The sequence below is a fragment of the Mongoliitalea sp. genome, from assembly GCF_054166905.1.
In genome coordinates this window covers 423,533-442,555 of record NZ_JBSZCK010000040.1, presented here as the reverse complement: position 1 = coordinate 442,555, position 19,023 = coordinate 423,533, and the positions used below count along the sequence as shown (strand labels likewise).

The 19,023-nt window shown below is 39.1% G+C and carries 16 protein-coding genes and 1 tRNA gene; 9 read left to right on the top strand and 8 right to left on the bottom strand.

Going from position 1 to position 19,023, the window contains the following annotated elements:
• The first annotated feature begins 3 nt into the window (after positions 1-3).
• The 5 genes from ACXIUD_RS16120 to ACXIUD_RS16100 all read left to right on the top strand — a co-directional run bounded on the left by ACXIUD_RS16120 (position 4) and on the right by ACXIUD_RS16100 (position 4,350).
• On the top strand, positions 4-384 hold the full coding sequence (locus tag ACXIUD_RS16120) for an STAS domain-containing protein (protein ID WP_458053671.1): 381 nt from the start codon (positions 4-6) through the stop codon (positions 382-384).
• 2 nt (positions 385-386) lie between these two features.
• A complete protein-coding gene (locus ACXIUD_RS16115; RefSeq protein WP_458053670.1) occupies positions 387-1,304 on the top strand; it encodes a ribonuclease Z in 918 nt (305 codons plus the stop codon).
• A gap of 18 nt (positions 1,305-1,322) precedes the next feature.
• A complete protein-coding gene (locus ACXIUD_RS16110; protein WP_458053669.1) occupies positions 1,323-2,126 on the top strand; it encodes a queuosine precursor transporter in 804 nt (267 codons plus the stop codon).
• A 94-nt stretch (positions 2,127-2,220) separates the two neighbouring features.
• Positions 2,221-3,651 (top strand): sensor histidine kinase, encoded by a 1,431-nt coding sequence (locus tag ACXIUD_RS16105; protein WP_458053668.1) that lies wholly within the window; start codon positions 2,221-2,223, stop codon positions 3,649-3,651.
• A gap of 15 nt (positions 3,652-3,666) precedes the next feature.
• Positions 3,667-4,350: a LytR/AlgR family response regulator transcription factor gene (locus tag ACXIUD_RS16100; protein WP_458053667.1), complete on the top strand. Its 684-nt coding sequence runs from the start codon at positions 3,667-3,669 to the stop codon at positions 4,348-4,350.
• 84 nt (positions 4,351-4,434) lie between these two features.
• On the opposite strand, the gene ACXIUD_RS16095 is transcribed toward ACXIUD_RS16100, so the two are convergent.
• Both ACXIUD_RS16095 and ACXIUD_RS16090 read right to left on the bottom strand, forming a co-directional pair.
• Positions 4,435-6,957, bottom strand: a complete 2,523-nt coding sequence (locus ACXIUD_RS16095; RefSeq protein ID WP_458053666.1) for a glycogen/starch/alpha-glucan phosphorylase — start codon at positions 6,955-6,957, stop codon at positions 4,435-4,437.
• 121 nt (positions 6,958-7,078) lie between these two features.
• Positions 7,079-7,831: a DUF2490 domain-containing protein gene (locus tag ACXIUD_RS16090; RefSeq protein WP_458053665.1), complete on the bottom strand. Its 753-nt coding sequence runs from the start codon at positions 7,829-7,831 to the stop codon at positions 7,079-7,081.
• A gap of 129 nt (positions 7,832-7,960) precedes the next feature.
• On the opposite strand from ACXIUD_RS16090, the gene ACXIUD_RS16085 reads away from it, so the two are divergent.
• Positions 7,961-8,422, top strand: a complete 462-nt coding sequence (locus ACXIUD_RS16085) for a hypothetical protein (protein WP_458053664.1) — start codon at positions 7,961-7,963, stop codon at positions 8,420-8,422.
• A 12-nt stretch (positions 8,423-8,434) separates the two neighbouring features.
• Here the strand turns inward: ACXIUD_RS16085 and ACXIUD_RS16080 are convergent, their stop codons facing one another.
• Positions 8,435-9,295 carry a bile acid:sodium symporter family protein gene (locus ACXIUD_RS16080; protein WP_458053663.1) on the bottom strand — a complete coding sequence of 287 codons (861 nt, stop codon included), beginning with the start codon at positions 9,293-9,295 and terminating at the stop codon, positions 8,435-8,437.
• Positions 9,296-9,456: 161 nt separating this feature from the next.
• On the opposite strand from ACXIUD_RS16080, the gene ACXIUD_RS16075 reads away from it, so the two are divergent.
• Positions 9,457-10,041, top strand: coding sequence for a hypothetical protein (locus tag ACXIUD_RS16075; RefSeq protein ID WP_458053662.1), 585 nt, complete (start codon positions 9,457-9,459; stop codon positions 10,039-10,041).
• Between the two features lie 3 nt (positions 10,042-10,044).
• On the opposite strand, the gene ACXIUD_RS16070 is transcribed toward ACXIUD_RS16075, so the two are convergent.
• The 4 genes from ACXIUD_RS16070 to ACXIUD_RS16055 are packed head-to-tail and all read right to left on the bottom strand — an operon-like array spanning position 10,045 to position 13,235.
• Positions 10,045-10,605 (bottom strand): 1-acyl-sn-glycerol-3-phosphate acyltransferase, encoded by a 561-nt coding sequence (locus tag ACXIUD_RS16070; protein ID WP_458053661.1) that lies wholly within the window; start codon positions 10,603-10,605, stop codon positions 10,045-10,047.
• Positions 10,606-10,608: 3 nt separating this feature from the next.
• The gene (locus ACXIUD_RS16065; protein ID WP_458053660.1) at positions 10,609-11,394 is read right to left on the bottom strand and encodes a patatin-like phospholipase family protein; all 786 of its coding nucleotides are present in this window, start codon (positions 11,392-11,394) and stop codon (positions 10,609-10,611) included.
• The gene (locus ACXIUD_RS16060) at positions 11,384-12,229 is read right to left on the bottom strand and encodes an MBL fold metallo-hydrolase (RefSeq protein ID WP_458053659.1); all 846 of its coding nucleotides are present in this window, start codon (positions 12,227-12,229) and stop codon (positions 11,384-11,386) included. The genes ACXIUD_RS16065 and ACXIUD_RS16060 overlap by 11 nt, the downstream gene beginning before the upstream one ends.
• Before the next feature lie 58 nt (positions 12,230-12,287).
• Positions 12,288-13,235, bottom strand: a complete 948-nt coding sequence (locus ACXIUD_RS16055; RefSeq protein ID WP_458053658.1) for an acetyl-CoA carboxylase carboxyltransferase subunit alpha — start codon at positions 13,233-13,235, stop codon at positions 12,288-12,290.
• Between the two features lie 153 nt (positions 13,236-13,388).
• Between ACXIUD_RS16055 and ACXIUD_RS16050 the strand changes: the two genes are divergently transcribed.
• Positions 13,389-16,532, top strand: coding sequence for a PKD domain-containing protein (locus tag ACXIUD_RS16050; RefSeq protein WP_458053657.1), 3,144 nt, complete (start codon positions 13,389-13,391; stop codon positions 16,530-16,532).
• 81 nt (positions 16,533-16,613) lie between these two features.
• Positions 16,614-18,818, top strand: a complete 2,205-nt coding sequence (locus ACXIUD_RS16045) for a B12-binding domain-containing radical SAM protein (RefSeq protein WP_458053656.1) — start codon at positions 16,614-16,616, stop codon at positions 18,816-18,818.
• A 117-nt stretch (positions 18,819-18,935) separates the two neighbouring features.
• Here the strand turns inward: ACXIUD_RS16045 and ACXIUD_RS16040 are convergent.
• Positions 18,936-19,007, bottom strand: a tRNA-Glu gene (locus tag ACXIUD_RS16040).
• Positions 19,008-19,023 lie beyond the last annotated feature (16 nt).

The following is a 19,023-nucleotide window of genomic DNA, read 5'->3' as shown; positions in this document are numbered from 1 at the left end:
TGTATGAAATACACTGTAGATAAAAAAGAACAGTACGTGGTGTTTACACCTATGGAAGAAAAGTTAGATACGCTACTATCTCCAAAATTGAAGTCAGAATTATTGACCGTACATGCAGAAGGTTATGATAAGCTTGTAATTGATATGAGCCATGTAAAGTATGCAGATTCCAGCGGTCTTTCGGCATTGTTGGTAGGAAACCGTGAATTCAATAGAAATGGCGGTATCTTCATAGTGCTGAATCCTCAGGACCACGTCATGAAATTGATAAAAATTTCCATGCTTGATAAAGTATTTACTATTGTAAATACTTTGGAAGAAGCTGCTGAAGCAGTATTCATGCATACCATTGATTCTGTTGATAGCGAAGAAGAGGAAGACTGATTTTGGAGTTTGAAGTAACAATTCTGGGAAGTAATTCTGCTATTCCAGCCCATGGTAGGAATCAATCAGCCCAATTGGTTACGATTGGAAATAGCAGCTTGTTGTTGGATTGTGGAGAAGCTACCCAGATCCAGCTTAGGAGATTTAAGCTAAAGTTTTCCAAAATTGATTTTATATTCATTTCACACCTTCATGGAGATCATTACCTAGGTTTAATGGGTTTGATCTCCAGTTTTCACCTGAATAAGCGCTCAAGACTTTTAACCATCTTTGGCCCCGCTGGCTTGGATGAAATAATTACCGTCCAACTGAAGCATAGCAACTCGAAACTCAATTTCCCCCTGAGGTTTGTTCAGACAGATCCCGAAAATCAACAACTCATTTTAGAAGAGAAAAATTTCCGGGTATTTAGTTTTCCCTTAAAGCACCGATTACCTTGTACGGGCTTTAGAATAGAGGAAAAAATCGCATACCGTAACCTCATCAAAGAAAAACTCCAAGAAAATAAACTTCCTGTTGCTGCAATCAATTCCCTACGGGAGGGAAAAGATTATATAGATGAGGAGAGTGGAAAGAAGTTTTTAGTAGAGGAATACACACATCCGGTAAAAAAAGCACGCTCTTACGCTTATTGCTCAGATACTATCTATGATACCAGCATCAAACAATACATTGAAGAGGTGAGTTTATTGTATCATGAGTCTACTTTTGGAGAGGATGAGACCGTAAGAGCTGCTGATACATTTCATAGTACGGCAGCGCAAGCGGGAAAAATCGCCAAATTAGCCTCCGTAAATCAACTGATGTTAGGGCATTATTCTACACGATACCTAGACCTTACTCCTTTATTGGAACAGGCCAAAGAACACTTTCCTTCAGTCATATTGAGTGAAGAAGGAATCACCTACCCTATTAGCTAAAACACCGCCAAACTACCTATGAGCCTTGTAGACAGCAAAACCTATCAGTCCAAAAAGACGAATTTGTTCATCATTTTGGCAGGGATTTTTTTAACCAATGCGATTTTAGCGGAAATTATTGGAGTCAAAATATTCTCAGGAGAAAAAACCATAGGGCTGGAACCTGCTGGTTGGACTTTTTTCGGTGAATACATATTAGACTTTAATTTGACAGCAGGCGCTGTGATTTGGCCGATCGTGTTTATCACCACAGACATCATCAATGAGTATTATGGTAAAAAAGGAGTAAGGAAAATTAGCTTCATCACTGCCTTTTTTATAGCCTACATGTTTATTGTGATATCCATGGTGACTGTTTTACCTCCGGCTGCTTTTTGGTTAGATGTCAACACCCCTGACCCGAATGGGAATGCTTTTGATATCAACTATGCATTCAATGTGATCTTTAGGCAAGGGCTAGGTATTATCATTGGCTCCCTTATTGCATTCCTTTTAGGGCAATTGGTGGACGTCTATGTCTTCCAAAAACTAAGAAAAATCACTGGAGCCAAAATGATATGGTTGAGGGCAACAGGCTCTACTTTAGTGTCTCAATTTATTGACTCTTTTGTGGTATTGGGGATTGCTTTCTACATTTTTGGCAATTGGTCCTGGGCCCAAGTTGTCTCTGTAGGTATCATCAATTATATCTACAAGTTTGGAGTTGCAATTTTATTGACCCCATTGTTGTATTTAGGACATCATTTAATTGATCAATATTTAGGAAAAGAGGTAGCGGAGCAAATGACGCAAGAAGCTTCTTCAGATACTTCATTTTTATAAAAGCAGCTTTACATCCCTAAAACTCAAGGATTGGTCACAGGATTTTGTAGAAAAAAATGAAATCTCTTAACCTTGTTGCATCAATCATGCAACTATGAAAAATAAAAAACTTCCCTTTAAACAAATAGAATGGTGGACGGTCACTGTGCTCTTTACGGTAATTATTCTTGGCAATATTTTGGAAACTAGTGTTTTTCAAATCAAGCACAATGATGTCCGTTTAGCAAGATACTTTTCCAATATTTTTTTACCATTAACACTTTACCTCTCTTTTTACCTGTTCCATATCCGTTGGCTGCCCTCTTATCTTCAAACCCAAAAATCTGGAAAGTTTTATTTTCAAAGCTTTTTATTATTGCTTTTAGGCTGGATTGTATCGAGTGTATTGGGTTTCATGACAGATTGGTACAATGCACCATTTAATCCCCAATATTTCGGTAGCTTGTCCATCTATATTGGCTACATGATTTTCGTATTTGTGTATAATCAGGGTCTGTTACCACCAAAAATCCGAGATTTTGCTATTTACAACAGCATCCGCTTATTGACGCTTTACATTTTTATTGTTCTGTTTTTAATTCAAAGCTTCCAGTTTATCGGTAATCTCTTACAAGTTGCCTTCATAATTTTCCTTCCTGGAATTGTGGCTGTGGTATTGTATAACTATTTTTTCATCTACAGTAATCGCAAAAATGGTAATACAGAACTAGCTTGGCGTATGTACTATTTTCTAATCGGCTTAGTGGTGGTACTGACTATATTTTTCACCATCACAGTAGGTCGGCATGAGGAGCTTTCAGTTATCATGGCTGGGATTGTTGCGCTCTTTTTTATCCTCGTAATTCTGCTTCCCCTATCTAATTTCTTTTTCAACAAATTTGATGGCTATGTAAGGCAAATCAATACCTTATCCCTACAAGTAGATCAAGGAAATGCAAATCTTGATTTCCTCAAGTCACAAATCAACCCTCACTTTCTTTTCAATGCACTAAATACACTATATGGTACAGCATTAATGGAACAAAGTGAAAGAACTGCCGAAGGAATTCAAAAATTGGGCGATATGATGCGCTTCATGCTTCATGAAAACAATCAGGATAGTATTCAAATTGAGCGGGAAAAAGAATACCTCATCAATTATGTGGACTTACAGATGCTTCGATTAAAAGATCAAAACCATGTGGAGGTCACGTTTAACAAATCAGAAAACACTTGTGAGGGAATGATAGCTCCCATGTTGTTGATTCCTTTTGTGGAAAATGCCTTCAAACATGGGATAAGCATGCAGAACAAATCATGGGTAAAAATCAGTCTTCGATGCTTAGCCGGTTCTGTTCATTTGGATGTGAATAACAGCATTCACAGAAGCGATGAATCAGATCCTGAAAAGCCAAACTCAGGAATAGGCCTAACCAATGTCAAACAACGCTTAAAATTACTCTATCCAAATAGACATGATCTTGTAATCCGAGAAAATGAATCAGAATACTTTGTACATTTAAGTATTCAACTTCGGACGACTTAATTTAAATATGCAGCTATGCTGAAAGCAATTGCAATTGATGATGAATCCCTAGCTCTGGAAGTTATCAAGTCACACGCAAGTAAAGTTTCTTATCTTGAGTTACTCCACACCTTCACCAATCCCTTAGAAGGTTTGGAGTATTTGAAATCCAATCCGGTAGATGTTTTATTTTTGGATATCAAAATGCCTGACCTCAATGGGTTGGAGCTAAAATCTTTACTTCCCAAGGATATCTTGGTAATCTTTACCACAGCCTACTCCGAGCATGCCGTTATTGGCTTTGAATTAGATGCTTTGGATTATCTGTTAAAACCATTTAATCTCAGTAGATTCATAAAGGCATGTGATAAAGCTTTGGAAACTTATCAGTTAAAAAACCCAGTGAAATCCTCATCTGAGCATATCTTTATCAAATCAGGCAATGAAGAGATTCGGGTCAAATTTGATGACTTGGTATTCTGTGAGGCCAAAGGTAACTATGTGCATTTTGAACTGACTCAAGGTTCGTTTCTCAGCCGAATGACTTTTAAAGAGGCAGAAGGAATGTTACCAGATCATTTTATCAAATGTCACCGCTCATTTGTTGTCAATTCCTCATTGATAGAGAAAGTAGAAAAGCAACAAGTGCAAGTGATGGGTAGGCTTATACCTATTGGCAATAATTTCCAAGAGAAGTTTTTATCAGAGTTGAAAAAGTAAATCCTTTGGCAAAAAACTGGAAAAATTGTGAGGAGATATTCAAATCTCCCCACAACTATTCCAATTAGTTTAAGTGAATTCAGTTTACTTTTTATAAGAATCCTCATGGAAATCGACCAATTCCACAGGGGAAGGACCTACTTTCCAGATATCATCACAATAATCCTTTATACTTCTATCGGATGAAAACTTGCCCATCCGTGCAGAATTCAGAATAGACATTTTTGCCCAAAGCTGTTTGTTTTTATAAGCCTCTGCCACCCGTTCTTGCTCTGCTACATACGACTCAAAATCAGCCAATACCAAATATTGATCATGATACAATAAAGAATTGATCAAATCGCTGAAAACAGAACCATTCAAATGAGAGAAATAACCACTCTTAATTTGATCGATCGCTAATTTTAGTTCAGGATTAGCCATGTAGTATTCAAATGGATTGTAACCTTCCCTCTTCTTCTGCTGCACCTCTTCTTCTGTCAAACCAAACAAGAAGAAGTTCTCGGCTCCTACGCAATCCCGGATTTCAACATTAGCACCATCCAAAGTTCCGATAGTAAGTGCTCCATTCATGGAGAGTTTCATATTTCCTGTACCAGATGCTTCTTTACCAGCAGTAGAAATCTGCTCTGAAACATCTGCAGCCGGATAAATCCGCTGAGCATTGGTAACATTGTAATTAGGATAAAACACCACCTTGATACGGTCTTTGACAATAGGATCCTGATTCACTACATCAGCAACAGAAGTAATCAGTTTGATCATCAATTTAGCCAGATGATAGCCCGGGGCAGCTTTACCCGCAAAAATAAATGTTCTCGGAACCACCTCTGCATCTGGATTTTGCTTGATTCGGTTGTACAAAGCTATGACATGTAAAATATTCAAGTGCTGACGCTTGTACTCATGAATTCTCTTCACATGTACATCAAAAATTGACGTTGGATCTACTTTGATTTTGGTGCGCTGTAGAATTCGCTTTGCCAAATCTTTTTTCATCTCAAACTTTACCTCCATCCACTCTTGCTGAAAGTTGGGATCATCTGCATATTTTTCCAAGCCATTCAATTCATCCAGATTTTTGATCCAACCTTCTCCAATTTTTGAACTGATCAAAGAAGATAGTTTTGGATTACTCAATACCATCCATCTCCTTGGTGTAACTCCATTGGTTTTGTTGGAAAATTTCTCAGGCCATAACTTATACCAATCTTTCAGGACCGTTTTTTTCAACAACTCTGAGTGGAGCGCAGCCACCCCATTGATTGCAAAGGAACCTGCACAAGCCAAATTAGCCATACGGATTTTTTTCCAAGGGCCATCTGAAATAATTGATAAGCTACTGATCAATTCTTGGTCTCCATAAGTTCTGATGGTAACTTCATCCAAAAACCTTCGATTGATCTCCTGAATAATTTCTAAATGACGAGGGAGGACAGATTGGAATAAGTCTTGATCCCAAGTTTCCAAAGCCTCTGGAAGAAGGGTATGATTCGTATATGCGAAACTCTTTTTGGTAATATCCCAAGCTAAGTCCCACTCTACTTCATATACATCCACCAACAAGCGCATCAATTCAGCTACACCAATAGCAGGGTGAGTATCATTCAACTGAACGACAAACTTATCGTAAAACCTTTCAATTTTTCCACCCTGACTCAAGTGAATGGCAATCATATCCTGCAAAGAGCAGCTGACAAAGAAATACTGCTGCTGTAATCGAAGAATCTTACCCTCTCGCTGTTCGTCATTTGGATAAAGGACTTTGGAGATATTCTCACATACGGTTTTATCACTAACAGCTCCTGAATACAACCCTTGATTAAAAGTCTGAAAATCAAATGACTTGGGTGCTTCTGACTTCCACAAACGCAGGGTATTGCAGGTATTGACGCGATAGCCCAAAATCGGGGTGTCATAGGCAATCCCTTTGACAATCAATCCAGGTATCCAATTAGCTTTAAATTTACCATTGATATCGGTGTAATGCTGAACATAGCCACCCAATTTCACATCATATCCCAATTCCCGCTTGGCGATTTCCCATGGATTTCCTCTTCTCAGCCAGTTGTCTGTATCCTCAATCTGCCAACCGTCTTTAATATCTTGCTCGAAAATTCCAAACTGATAACGGATTCCGTAGCCAATCGCAGGAATTTCCAAGGTTGCTAAAGAATCCATATAGCAAGCTGCCAAACGTCCTAATCCCCCATTCCCAAGACCAGGCTCTACTTCTTTTGCAATTAGCCAGTCCAAATTCATTCCAAGAGAACTGGAAGCTTTTTCCATATTTTCATAAATCCCCAAATTGATCAGATTATTGGCCAAATGAGGACCTAGGAGATATTCTGCGGATAAATAGGAGACAATTTTTTGATCAGCATTTAAATATTTTTTTACCGATGCTACCCAACGTTGCTGTAAGCGGTCCCTGACAGCATACGACATGGCCATATAGTAATCATTTCGTGTAGCAATCTCAGGAAACTTTCCTTGGTTATAAAAAAGATGGTTCAAAATGGCCCTTTTTAAGGTTTCAGGACCTAAACCCGTTCTTGTTTCTTCTCTGGTTAAGATACCTTCTGTATCCTTAGTGCTTGATTTCATATCGTTAATATCTGATTGCTCAATTTGATAAAAGACTAATTTTAAGGGCAGAAAGTTACGGAATTCGTGGGCGAATCAAAAAAGTAAGTCAAAATCAAACGATTGCGGAAATAAAATAAATTTATATCCTATCCTCAGGGTAAATTTTAACCCTACTTCTTCTAAACTCTTTTACTCGATAATTGATATTCACCCACAAGAATAATCCATGATTGATTCGTAAGGTCTCAGGGTTAGGTGTTGCTATTCGTATATGATAGCCCGGAGAGACAACCACAGATTTTTTCTGGAAAGAAAACAGCATAAAAACCCTGTGCTCAAAAGGATTATCTGCAGGGGCAGGACCCACTGTGAATAAGGATTCGTTGAATAATGTGGTTGCAAAATTGAAATGAGGACTCAATAAATCCTTCCAATTGTAGCGTAAACTCATATTGAATCTAGCCCGGTGATTCAACTGAAAACTATCCAACAACTCAGTACTCGAAAATTGTTGGCGGTAGCGCATATCATGTCTGTAGCGAAATGATGCAGAAAGGTTAGATTTACTTGGAGGCCTAAATACCACTTGTCCCCAAGGTCTTCTTTCCTCACGGATTAGACCTCCCTCAGAAAAAGGGGTAGTTAAACCCAATCCAGCATAGCCTGCTGTCAGTGCCCATTGCTGATTATTGGTATGATAAGTCATCCCACCTCTCACAATTAAGAAAAGTTCTGGTACGTAATGTGAATCTAGCCAAAGAGACCAGTTTTTTGCTAATTGTCCGGAAGTCATAAGTCCATACCAGACTTCTGAATTGACTAATGTTTCGCGCTGAGCAAAGGAGGTTCCGCTCAACAACATTAAAAAACATATTATGACTAACTTTTTCATACCAAAACTTAAAAGTAATCCTCAAGTAGGATAATTGCTAATTTTCAATCCCAAAATTATTCGGTAAGTGTTTAATTTATCTTTGCTTACCCATATAAATATCCATAAAAAAATATGAATTTTGCAGTCATGACAGTAATAGAACATCCAATCAAAATAAAGTTGTTGGCGGCTGGTCAGGAAGCTCTTAAAGTTCAAATCACCGACATCCAACAACAGCTTAGCGACTTGCAGGAATCTTCCGAGGTAGAAGAGAAAAGTTCTGCGGGCGATAAGTATGAAACCCATCAGGAAATGCTCAATCAAAACCGTGACATTCTGCAAAAAAGATTGGCAACATCCAAAATAATGTTGGCACAGTTAAACGCTGTATCTGTAAAACCAACCGATACTATTCAAGAAGGAAGTATTTTTGAAGTTATGGTGGGCAATATATGGGTATCAATTCCTTATGGAAAGCTCATAGTGGATGGGAAAGATTATCAATTAGTTTCCCAAGACTCTCCATTAGTTCAAGCACTTTGGGGAAGACAAAAGGGAGAATCAGCTGATTTTAGAGGAAAACCTATTCTAATTAAAGATATATATTGAGACCAAAACCGCTTAAGTAGCGGTTTTTTTATTGGCCAACAAAATAATAATCGCAGAACTGACAAACATGATCAAGCTATATATAGCTATCGGAATGGTCATTTCAGAGTTTTTCAATAAGGTTGCGGCTATCATGATCCCTAGTGTGCCATTCTGAATACCGGACTCTATGGCAATGGTCATTCGTTGCCTCTTGGGTAAGAAGAAAAGCGTACCAAGGAAAAAACCCAAAACCAAAGTAGCTATATTCAGACTAAGAGAGACAGGTCCCGCCAAGATAAAGAATTCAACAATAGAGGCTCTTTCTTTTAAAATGGCCGCAAGTAATACCAATGAAAAAATTACAGCAGATGCAATTCTTACAGGTTTATCTGCCTTAACAGATAGCATGGGAAATCTTCTTTTCAGTAACATCCCAATGATCACCGGCACTACTGTCACCCCCATTATTTGAATAATGGTCTGGAATACAGGAAGCGTAACACTTCCCTCCTCTCCAAAATAGCTGATAGAAAAATTAACTATCAAAGGAATCGTTAGGATGGTAATAAAGGAAGTTACAGCTGTCAAACTGATAGATAAAGCCACATCTCCTCTGGATAAATGTGTGATTAAGTTAGACGTCGCACCTCCAGGACAAGCCGCTAAAATCATAAACCCTACTGCAAATGCTCCAGTCAAACCAAAAACCTGAATTAGTGCAAAAGCTATTAAAGGCAATAGGATTAACTGATTGAGTAAACCTAAACCAATGGCTTTGGGATAGACCAAAATATTTTTGAAATCCTTGGTAGTCAGTGAAAGTCCCATTCCAAGCATGATAAATGCCAAGGCCAAGGGTAAGAATACAGCAGTCAAAATACTGTCTTGCATAGGTTCTAGAGGTTTTTTGGTTTTTTTTAGAAGATTTAGAGCGGAAATCGCTTTCAATTGATTCTCAAATAAACAAATTATACCGAAATTCTAAGAAAATTTTACAAAATACCCAACAAGAACTTCACTATGAGCGTTTTAAATCTCAAATCGATAAGGAAATGAAAAGGCTATTGCTATTTTGTCTTGCTTGTTTATTTTGGGGCTGTATGGAGCGTGAAGAGTTGGTACCATCCGGCAGTCAACTGCTCAGAAATACTGATTTATCCAATTCATTGGATACGGTAAGCCCATGGAATTCAGTCATGGCAGCTCCCTTTAACGTTGGAGTATCAGATGAAATCTTTTTTAAGGGAAACCGTTCACTATTTCTTGAAGGTACCACCCAAGAAGCAACAGGTTCTGTAGCTTGGGTTCAACATTATACAGGCCCAATGCCTTTTGCTAATAGAAGGCTCAGACTTCGGGCGATGATGAAAGGAGAAAATATTGAACTGAATGGAATCAATTCCAATGTTTGGGTAACCATAAGAGCTTGGCCTGCAGAAGGCTCAAGCGGTACTTTTGGAAGATCTGTTTCCAGTCAACGCACTAATTTTATTTCAGGAACCTTTGATTGGACACCATTTGAATTGACTCTGCCAAATTTCCCAAATGATTCCAATCGGATCAGCGTTTTCTTAGTGATGGGGCCAAGAACTACCGGAAAGATCTATTTCGATGAAATTACCCTAACCGTAGAATAAGGATCATTTAATCCCTTTTTCAGGATACTTTCCTTGAATCGTTCGGCCAAATGCCATCATCTCCTCGATCTGTGCATTCATGTCCCCATTGGGGTAAATCACAGGACCTATCCCAGCTACTTTATTTTTGTAATCTAAAAACCCAATGACCACAGGCACATCTGCGCCGAGAGCTACATGGTAAAAACCCGTTTTCCATCGGGGCGCGTAACTTCTCGTCCCCTCAGGTGTAACCATGATGACCAACTCATCAGCATCTTTGAGCATATTGGTCATTGCTTCGGTGTAGGTTTGTTTTCTGCCTCCCGGGATTCGCTTGCGGTCAATGGCAATTCCTCCGAGGCCTTTGATCATCCAACCCAAAGGACCTATCATCACCTCTTTTTTGATGGTAAACCTTACAGGTATATCCATCAGGTAAAAGGCTGCTCTTGCATACAAGAGATCCCAATTACTAGTATGTGGAATAGCAATTAAAACCGCTTTCTTTAGCCCCTCAGGCCACCCAACTTTAAGTTTCCAGCCACTAATCCAAAATACAAATCTGGATAATAATTTCATCATAGCTTATTTCGTTTGAGCCAATGCTAATATGCTTTCGTTTTGTTCAATAAAGTTAATGGTTGCGTCGTATCCCGCCTGAAAAATCTCAGGAGCTTTCTTGTAATCAAATACACCATACCGAGCTAGTCCCTTGGGTTCAATAAAATAATCACATTTATTTTTCCGGCTGTATACATTGTAATTCATTGACATGATTACCGTTCGTTCAATCAAATTTTTAATGTTCTTGATATTATGCTCATCAGGGAGGTGATTGCTATTCACTCCAATGATGACATCGCAGATACCATCTAAAGGTTCTACTGGTAAATTATTCAAGACCCCCCCATCCACGTAGTAATGATTATTGATTTGAATAGGATCAAACATACCAGGGATACACGAGGATGCCATCACAGGCGGAATCAATTCCCCTTCAGAAAAATATGCCACCTTGGAACGCTTGATATCAGTCGCTGCTACAGTTAAGGGAATCTTTAATGCCTCAAAGGAATTTTCCGGTAAATATTTCTGATACAGTTCCTGAGCAGTTTCCATTTTAAGCAAACCGGTGAGTGAAATAGCAGGCCTGATAAATTTGAAATAATTAGTCTTGATGATGATTTCTAAAATCTCATCTGGGGAATAGCCCGAGCAATACAAGGAACCTGCAATGGCTCCTGCTGAGCTACCGCTGAACCTGTTTGGAAATATATTATAATAATTGAGTGCTTTCAATACCCCCAAATGTGCAATTCCACGAATTCCCCCACCCGAAAGAACGATTCCTATTTTCTTGTTAGATTTCATGCAAGCTAAAGGTTTGATCCAAACGCACTCCTTTTTCTGTCCGCTTGACTGTGCAGCACTCGTTTATTGAATCATGTTCAAAGAAAATAATATATTCATTATCAGCTGCTTCTTCCAAAAACTTCTTTTTTTCTTCTAAGGTAATCAGTGGACGGGTGTCATATCCCATGACATAAGGTAAAGGAATATGACCCACTGATGGAAGTAGATCAGCAGCAAACACAATAGTTTTTCCTTTGTATGATATCATAGGAAGCATTTGCTTATCGGTATGTCCATCAGCTGTAAAAAAAGAGAAATTTTCAGTTAATCGAGGCTTTTGTAAATCAACAAATTGCAATTGTCCACTTTCTTGAATTGGGGTAATATTCTCTTTCAAGAAAGACGCTTTTTCTCGACCATTGGGCACAGTAGCCCATTGCCAATGATCCTCATTGGACCAATATCGAGCATTTGGAAATACCATTTCAACTTGCTCAGGATTACCATTTTTGTAGTGTACTCCTCCCCCACAATGATCAAAATGGAGATGGGTAAGAAAATTATCTGTGATATCGGAAGGTTGAAAACCTGCTTGCTTCAATGATTTTTCTAAAGAATCATTCCCATGCAGGTAATAATGAGAAAAAAACTTAGCATCTTGTTTTGTTCCTATTCCATTATCGATCAAAATCAAACGTTTGCCATCTTCAACCAATAAGCAACGCATAGCCCAAGTACAAAGATTGTTTTCATCTGAAGGATTGGATTTGGACCAAAGCACTTTAGGCACTACACCGAACATAGCACCTCCGTCCAGTTTAAAAAATCCGGTATTGATTACATGTAATTTCATTGAGGTATGGAAAATAAAAACCCTGTCAATAAAAACTTAACAGGGTTTGGGTTGTCGTCTATTCTTCAAAAACCCCCATGGAGCAGAATTTATCAATTCTCTGATCAATTCGCTTTTCAGGCTTGATTTTATCTAATTCTTTTAATGCCTCTACAATGGTTTGCTTGATAGTGCCTGCCATTTTTTTCATATCCTTATGTGCTCCTCCTAATGGTTCTTCAATAATTCCATCAATAAGCCCATTTTTCTGCATATCAGTTGCGGTCAATTTTAACGCTTCTGCTGCTTGTTCTTTATAGTCCCAAGACCTCCACAAAATGGAAGAACAAGACTCTGGCGAAATCACGGAATACCATGTATTCTCTAACATAAACACCTTATCTCCAATCGCAATACCCAAAGCTCCACCAGAAGCACCTTCCCCTATGATGATGCAAATGACAGGTACTTTCAGCATAAACATCTCTTTCAAATTTCGGGCAATGGCTTCACCTTGGCCTCTTTCCTCTGCTTCCAACCCAGGAAATGCACCTGGAGTATCAATAAGGGTTACGATAGGCTTACCAAATTTTTCGGCCATTTTCATCAAACGAAGCGCTTTTCTGTAACCTTCAGGGTTGGCCATACCAAAATTACGCTCTTGTCGCTGCTTAGTATTTCTGCCTTTTTGCTGACCGATAAACATGACTGTCCGACCATCAATATCGCCTAACCCTCCAATCATAGCTTTATCATCTTTCACCGTACGGTCCCCATGCAACTCTATAAAATCATTGGTGATTTCATAAATATAATCCAATGCATAGGGCCTATCAGCATGGCGAGATAGTTGTACTCTCTGCCATCTGGTTAAATTTTGGAAAGTTTCTTTTTTCAACGCATGTATTTTTTCCTCCAACGACTGTATTTCATTGCTTAAATCAATGTTTTTTCCTTTTGCTAAATCCTTCATTTCTTGAAGTTTAAGCTCCAGATCAGCGATGGGTTTTTCGAATTCTAGCAACATATCATGTTTATTTGAATAGGACAAAGATAAAAATATTCTCTTGAACAAAAATTCCGACAGCTATTTCCACTCAAATACTTGTCGTACGAATCATGAAAAAAGTATGCAATCAATTGAATGTCTTTTGTATATTTCAAAATTATATAGTTTGCGATGGATTGGAGAAAGTATTTTGCGGCGTTTGTATGTGTGCTTTTGTTTGGATTGAGTAACCCAAGTATTTCTGTAGCCCAACTTTCGACAGTGGGAAGGGAATTTTGGTTTGGTTTTATGGAAAACAACCGAGTGCAGGGAACCAATCCTTTCAATTCCGCTCCCGATGTGGGGATTATCATCATCACAGCAGAAGAAAATACCACAGGAGTTATCCAATACCAAGCCAATTCTATCACTTTTTCTTTAAATGCGGGACAACAATTCATCTACAGAATTGAAGATTTTGATATCATCCACCGAACATCAGGAATAGTTGAAAGCAAATGGGTTTATATTACCTCATCGGGTAATATATCTGTTCATGCATTTAATGAACGGATTCGATCCGCAGATGGTACCGTTATATTGCCACTCACAGCTTTGGGTAAAGATTACCTCGTTACTTCTCATTACGAATTCATGGATTTACCCTTAAACTATAATCCAAACGTCAATGATGAAAGTATTTTACTGGTTTTAGCTACTGAAAACAATACTCGTATTGAAATTACCCCGTCTGTATTCACTTTGAATGGAAATGCACCAAATGTCCCATTCACTATTACACTCAACAGAGGCCAAACATATCAACTAAAAGCATTGGGTGATTTAACAGGTTCAAGGGTTCGGGTCGTGGGAGATACTGCCAATGATTGTAAAAATATAGCAGTTTTTGGAGGTAATAAATGGACTTCTGTTGGACAATGCGGAGCTGCCAATGATCACCTTTTTCAGCAAATTTATCCTACAAGTACTTGGGGTACTGACTACATTCATATTCCATTAGGCGGAAGAACATCCGGTGAGTTGGTCAAAGTACTTGCTTCCGAAGATGGGACAGATGTAAGTATCAATGGAACGATCGTATCAACCTTAAATGCAGGTCAATACCGCACGCTTGAATTTTCAGCCACAGAAGTTGCATCTATCGTAACTTCTAAACCGAGCGCAGTAACGGTTTTTGCCAAAAGTCAAGAATGCAATGATCCTGCCCAATTTAACTTTGATAAGGGTGACCCATTCATGATTACCTACAGTCCAAATAATCAGCGACTGACAAGCCTTACTTTTAATGCTCTTCAGCTTCCTTCCATAGATCAACATTTCATTACGGTTATTGTACCTACCACAAGTATTGGAGCTACACGCTATGATGGAGGACCGGTCGTTACCAATCTATTTCAACAAGTACCAGGAACCGAGTTTTCCTACATACGCTTACAAATTTCTGAAGGAGTCCATAGACTTGAAAATCCTGATGGTTTCATCGCCTACGTTTATGGATTTGGGTTTATTGAATCATATGGATACTCTGCCGGCGCACGTTTAGAAAACTTAAACTTTGAAGTTGAACCCTTGTATGATTTTGAGGTTGAAGGTAATCGAGTCGCTTGTTTAAATAATGAAGCCTTATGGGAAATCTTCCCTGAAAACGAATTGTTCACCTACTTTTTATGGGACTTTGGAGATGGAAGTAATCAGAAAGAGGGGAAAGCAATTAACCATACCTATTCAGAAGAAGGGGTTTTTGAAATTAGCGTAATTGCGGCTTTAAGTCCAGATAGTTGTGACGAGCAGCAGACGATTACCTTTGAAGTACGGGTGGAATCTACCACTGGAACCTTGGAAGGACCACAAAGTGTATGTCCTGAGGTGGAAGAACTTATCTATCGCTTTAATGGAACAGCTGACCTTTTAAAAACCGAGTTTATGGTAGAAGGTGGTACAATTACAGATGTGGATGAAAGTGCAGGAACCGTAACCATCCAATGGGGAGAGGCCAATCCAGCGGCAAGAATAGTTGCCTTGCCATACAATCTACAAGGTTGCCCAGGCGATGAAGTGGAATTGATTGTTGTAATTAACCAGGTCATTGAATCATCCATACCACAAGGCGATGCCCAAATATGCTTTGATTTAAATCGAACAAATACTTATACTATTCAAAATCCCACTCCTAATAGGATATTTACATGGTTCATTACAGGTGGTGAGTTTGTTGGGGGAAATGATGGGAATTCTGTTGAAGTACTATGGACAGCAGCTGGAACCATGGGAAAGATTTGGTACACTGAAGTCAGTACAATCGATGAATTATGTGAAGGTGAATCGCCAAAATTGAATGTGTCTATCAATCCTTTACTGGAGGCCCAAATCCAATCCATCAACATGGTCAGTTGTTTTGGTGGAACGGATGGTTCTATAGTAGTATCCTCCACCGGAGGTACTGCTCCATACACCTATCAATGGTCCCATGATCCTTCACTTAATCAACCAAAAGCAGATGGGCTTATTGCAGGCTCCTATCAAATAAAAATCCTAGATAGTAAAGGGTGTGATGTTGAGTTATTAGATGTAGAAATTATTGAGCCAGACTTGTTAGAAATCATAAGTCTAAGTACTGAGCCTACCTCTTGTTTCGGGAAAGATGACGGAAGGGCAAGCATCAGTATTCAAGGAGGAACAATGCCTTATTCTATTGACTTTCCGGGTTCACAATTTCAAGGGAAAGATTTGCTTTTGACAGGCTTGGAGGGACGAAGTTATTCCCTGGAAGTAAGCGATGCCAATGGATGTACAATCCCTGTTTTTTTTGAAGTAACTTCGCCGATTCCACTAGAGGTTGATGTACGTGTTTTAAGGCCTGCTTGCCCCGGTGAATCCAATGGACAATTGCTAGCAGAGCCAACTGGAGAATTTAGACCTTTCATTTTCACTTGGGACTTTGATAATTCAGGAGAAGTGATTCTTTCAGATATTCCAAGAGGTACTTACACTGTGTCCGTTCGTAATCAATCGGGATGTATAAGTGTAGGAAAAGCGGATATGATTGAAGCTAGACCACAAGTTCGTATGCCCACAGGTTTTAAATTGGAAGAAGGTGAGTTCAAGGCAGTTTCCAACTGTACGCTCAACTTTGACATAAAAATCATCAACCGTTGGGGGCAGCTCGTTTATATGGGTAGTGAAGGATGGAATGGACTGATCGATGGGGAGCCAGCTCCCTTGGGTAGTTATTCCTATGTTTTTTCGTATCAGTACACATTTGAGGGAAGCATAGTACAGGAAGAAATCCGAGGAGTAGTCACTTTGATTCGCTAATCAATTCTATAGTTTTGAAGGCTTTATTATTGTGTAAAAAGGGAATGTTGTAGTTTTGTACCTGTATAAATAACTGAACCTGTGTCCGCCAACGTTTTACTTCTAACACCTCCTTTTACCCAGCTAAATACGCCTTATCCTGCTACTGCCTATATTAAAGGATTTCTAAACACCCTAAAAGTTTCAGCCTATCAGGCTGACTTGGGTATCGAAGTGATTCTAAAAATTTTTTCAAGAAAAGGGCTGGAGGAGATGTTTGCCGCGGTCACTGAGGAGGCTATCAAAAAAGCATCCGCCAATGCCCAGCGTATTTTTTATTTACGAGAGGAGTATATTTTGTGTATAAATCCGGTTATCAAATTTTTGCAATTTGAAAATCCCACACTTTCGTATACCATTTGCGAAGGAGATTTTTTACCTCAAGCAGCACGTTTTGAGCAATTGGATGATTTGGAATGGGCATTCGGAACCATGGGAGTTCAGGATAAAGCTAGGCATCTCGCTACTTTGTACTTAGAAGATATCGGAGATTTTATACAAGAATTAGTGGATCCATTTTTTGGATTTAGCCGCTATGCCGAGCGTTTGGGAAGATCTGCTGTTGATTTCGAACCTATTGAGGCGGCACTTCAGGGTTCGCCTACCTATATCGATCAGATACTTACGGAAACACTACATGGGTTACTGGTGAAAGTAAAACCCAGACTTGTGTGTATGTCAGTACCCTTTCCAGGCAATCTTTATGGAGCCTTCAGAATTGGAAAATACATTAAAGAAACCTTCCCAAGTATTCAAGTGGCAATGGGAGGTGGTTATCCCAATACCGAGTTGAGAAGCTTACAGGAACCGAGGGTCTTTAAATACATGGACTTTATCACTTTGGATGATGGAGAAAGGCCTTTGCAAAACCTGTTGGAATACTTGGGTGGAACGAGAAGCATCGAGCAATTGAAACGTACCTATGTTTGCATAGATCAAAAAGTAGTCTACAAAAACAAAGCATTAGAGCGAGATATCCCTTTTAGTAATACTGGAACACCTGACTATTCAGATTTGCCCCTTAAAAAGTACCTCAGTGTCATAGAAATCGCCAACCCCATGCACCGATTGTGGTCAGATGGACGGTGGAATAAACTAACAATGGCCCATGGCTGCTATTGGAAGAAATGTACGTTTTGTGACATTACTCTGGATTATATCAAAAATTATGAACCTATTTCCGCTTCCATTATTTGTGATCGAATGGAAGAGTTGATTGCCCAAACAGGAGAAACAGGCTTCCACTTTGTCGATGAAGCAGCACCGCCTGCCTTAATGCGTGAGTTGGCTATGGAAATCCTCAGAAGAAAACTCAAGGTCTCTTGGTGGACAAATATTCGATTTGAGGAAAGATTTACCTATGACTTATGCAGGCTATTAAAAGCTTCCGGCTGCATTGCAGTATCTGGAGGTTTAGAAGTAGCATCTGATCGCTTATTGGAACTTATGAAAAAAGGAGTAACTGTGTCCCAAGTTGCTCGAGTAGCCAATAACTTTACTGCCTCAGGCATCATGGTCCATGCTTACTTGATGTATGGGTTTCCTACGCAAACCATTCAAGAAACCATCGATAGCTTGGAAATGGTGCGTCAGTTGTTCCAAGAGGAGGTCTTACAATCTGGTTTTTGGCACTTGTTTGCCATGACATCGCATGCACCAATTGGACTGGAACCTGAAAAATACAAAGTGATTCGGACAGGCCCTGAAAAAGGTCTCTTTGCAGATAATGACCTAAGCCATGAAGACCCTCTAGGTGCCGAACATGAACAATTCAGTCAAGGTCTGAAAAAGGCTTTATTCAATTACATGCACGGTATTTGCATGGATTACCCACTACAGGAATGGTTTGATTTCAGGGTACCACGGACCACTGTTCCAAGCAATTTTATCTACAACGCTATTCATCACGCACTTCCACAACCATTAAAGGCTAATCATAAAGGCATATGGCTTGGCGGAAGGGTCAGCCTAAAAAAGACAAGTTTCAACAAAAAAGGAAAAAAGATAGAGCGTTTTTATTTAGAAGCAGAGCAAAAATCACAAACACTACAAATTAAGATCAGCACTAAGGAATCCAAATGGGTTGCTCATATGCTCAACAACCATCTTTCTCATACCAATGGAGAAGAAATGACATTTCAGGAGTTCTCTCAACAATTCGAAGCAGCAGGATTGGGTCCAATAGAAATATTTGTTCAAAGCCCAGTATTCCAAGACTTATCGGAGGCTGGTCTAATTTGGGTATAAATGAAAAACCCTGTCCAAAAGACAGGGTTTTCACTCACTTTAACCACTAACAACCATAAAACAAATTCATTATTTCTTCTGCTTTTTTCAAATGACGGAAGTCACAATGTATTGTAGTAGTCCGTACGGGAATCGAACCCGTGTTTTATCCGTGAAAGGGATACGTCCTAACCCCTAGACGAACGGACCGTTTATTTTCTGAAGG

What these genes read in the sequence shown, in the direction of transcription:
- ACXIUD_RS16055 (WP_458053658.1), bottom strand. Translation starts at nt 13,235, where the DNA reads ATGTTGCTAGAATTCGAAAAACCCATCGCTGATCTGGAGCTTAAACTT.
- ACXIUD_RS16065 (WP_458053660.1), bottom strand. Translation starts at nt 11,394, where the DNA reads ATGAAATCTAACAAGAAAATAGGAATCGTTCTTTCGGGTGGGGGAATT.
- ACXIUD_RS16105 (WP_458053668.1), top strand. Translation starts at nt 2,221, where the DNA reads ATGAAAAATAAAAAACTTCCCTTTAAACAAATAGAATGGTGGACGGTC.
- ACXIUD_RS16070 (WP_458053661.1), bottom strand. Translation starts at nt 10,605, where the DNA reads ATGATGAAATTATTATCCAGATTTGTATTTTGGATTAGTGGCTGGAAA.
- ACXIUD_RS16085 (WP_458053664.1), top strand. Translation starts at nt 7,961, where the DNA reads ATGACAGTAATAGAACATCCAATCAAAATAAAGTTGTTGGCGGCTGGT.
- ACXIUD_RS16075 (WP_458053662.1), top strand. Translation starts at nt 9,457, where the DNA reads ATGAAAAGGCTATTGCTATTTTGTCTTGCTTGTTTATTTTGGGGCTGT.
- ACXIUD_RS16095 (WP_458053666.1), bottom strand. Translation starts at nt 6,957, where the DNA reads ATGAAATCAAGCACTAAGGATACAGAAGGTATCTTAACCAGAGAAGAA.
- ACXIUD_RS16120 (WP_458053671.1), top strand. Translation starts at nt 4, where the DNA reads ATGAAATACACTGTAGATAAAAAAGAACAGTACGTGGTGTTTACACCT.
- ACXIUD_RS16110 (WP_458053669.1), top strand. Translation starts at nt 1,323, where the DNA reads ATGAGCCTTGTAGACAGCAAAACCTATCAGTCCAAAAAGACGAATTTG.
- ACXIUD_RS16050 (WP_458053657.1), top strand. Translation starts at nt 13,389, where the DNA reads ATGGATTGGAGAAAGTATTTTGCGGCGTTTGTATGTGTGCTTTTGTTT.
- ACXIUD_RS16090 (WP_458053665.1), bottom strand. Translation starts at nt 7,831, where the DNA reads ATGAAAAAGTTAGTCATAATATGTTTTTTAATGTTGTTGAGCGGAACC.
- ACXIUD_RS16080 (WP_458053663.1), bottom strand. Translation starts at nt 9,295, where the DNA reads ATGCAAGACAGTATTTTGACTGCTGTATTCTTACCCTTGGCCTTGGCA.
- ACXIUD_RS16060 (WP_458053659.1), bottom strand. Translation starts at nt 12,229, where the DNA reads ATGAAATTACATGTAATCAATACCGGATTTTTTAAACTGGACGGAGGT.
- ACXIUD_RS16100 (WP_458053667.1), top strand. Translation starts at nt 3,667, where the DNA reads ATGCTGAAAGCAATTGCAATTGATGATGAATCCCTAGCTCTGGAAGTT.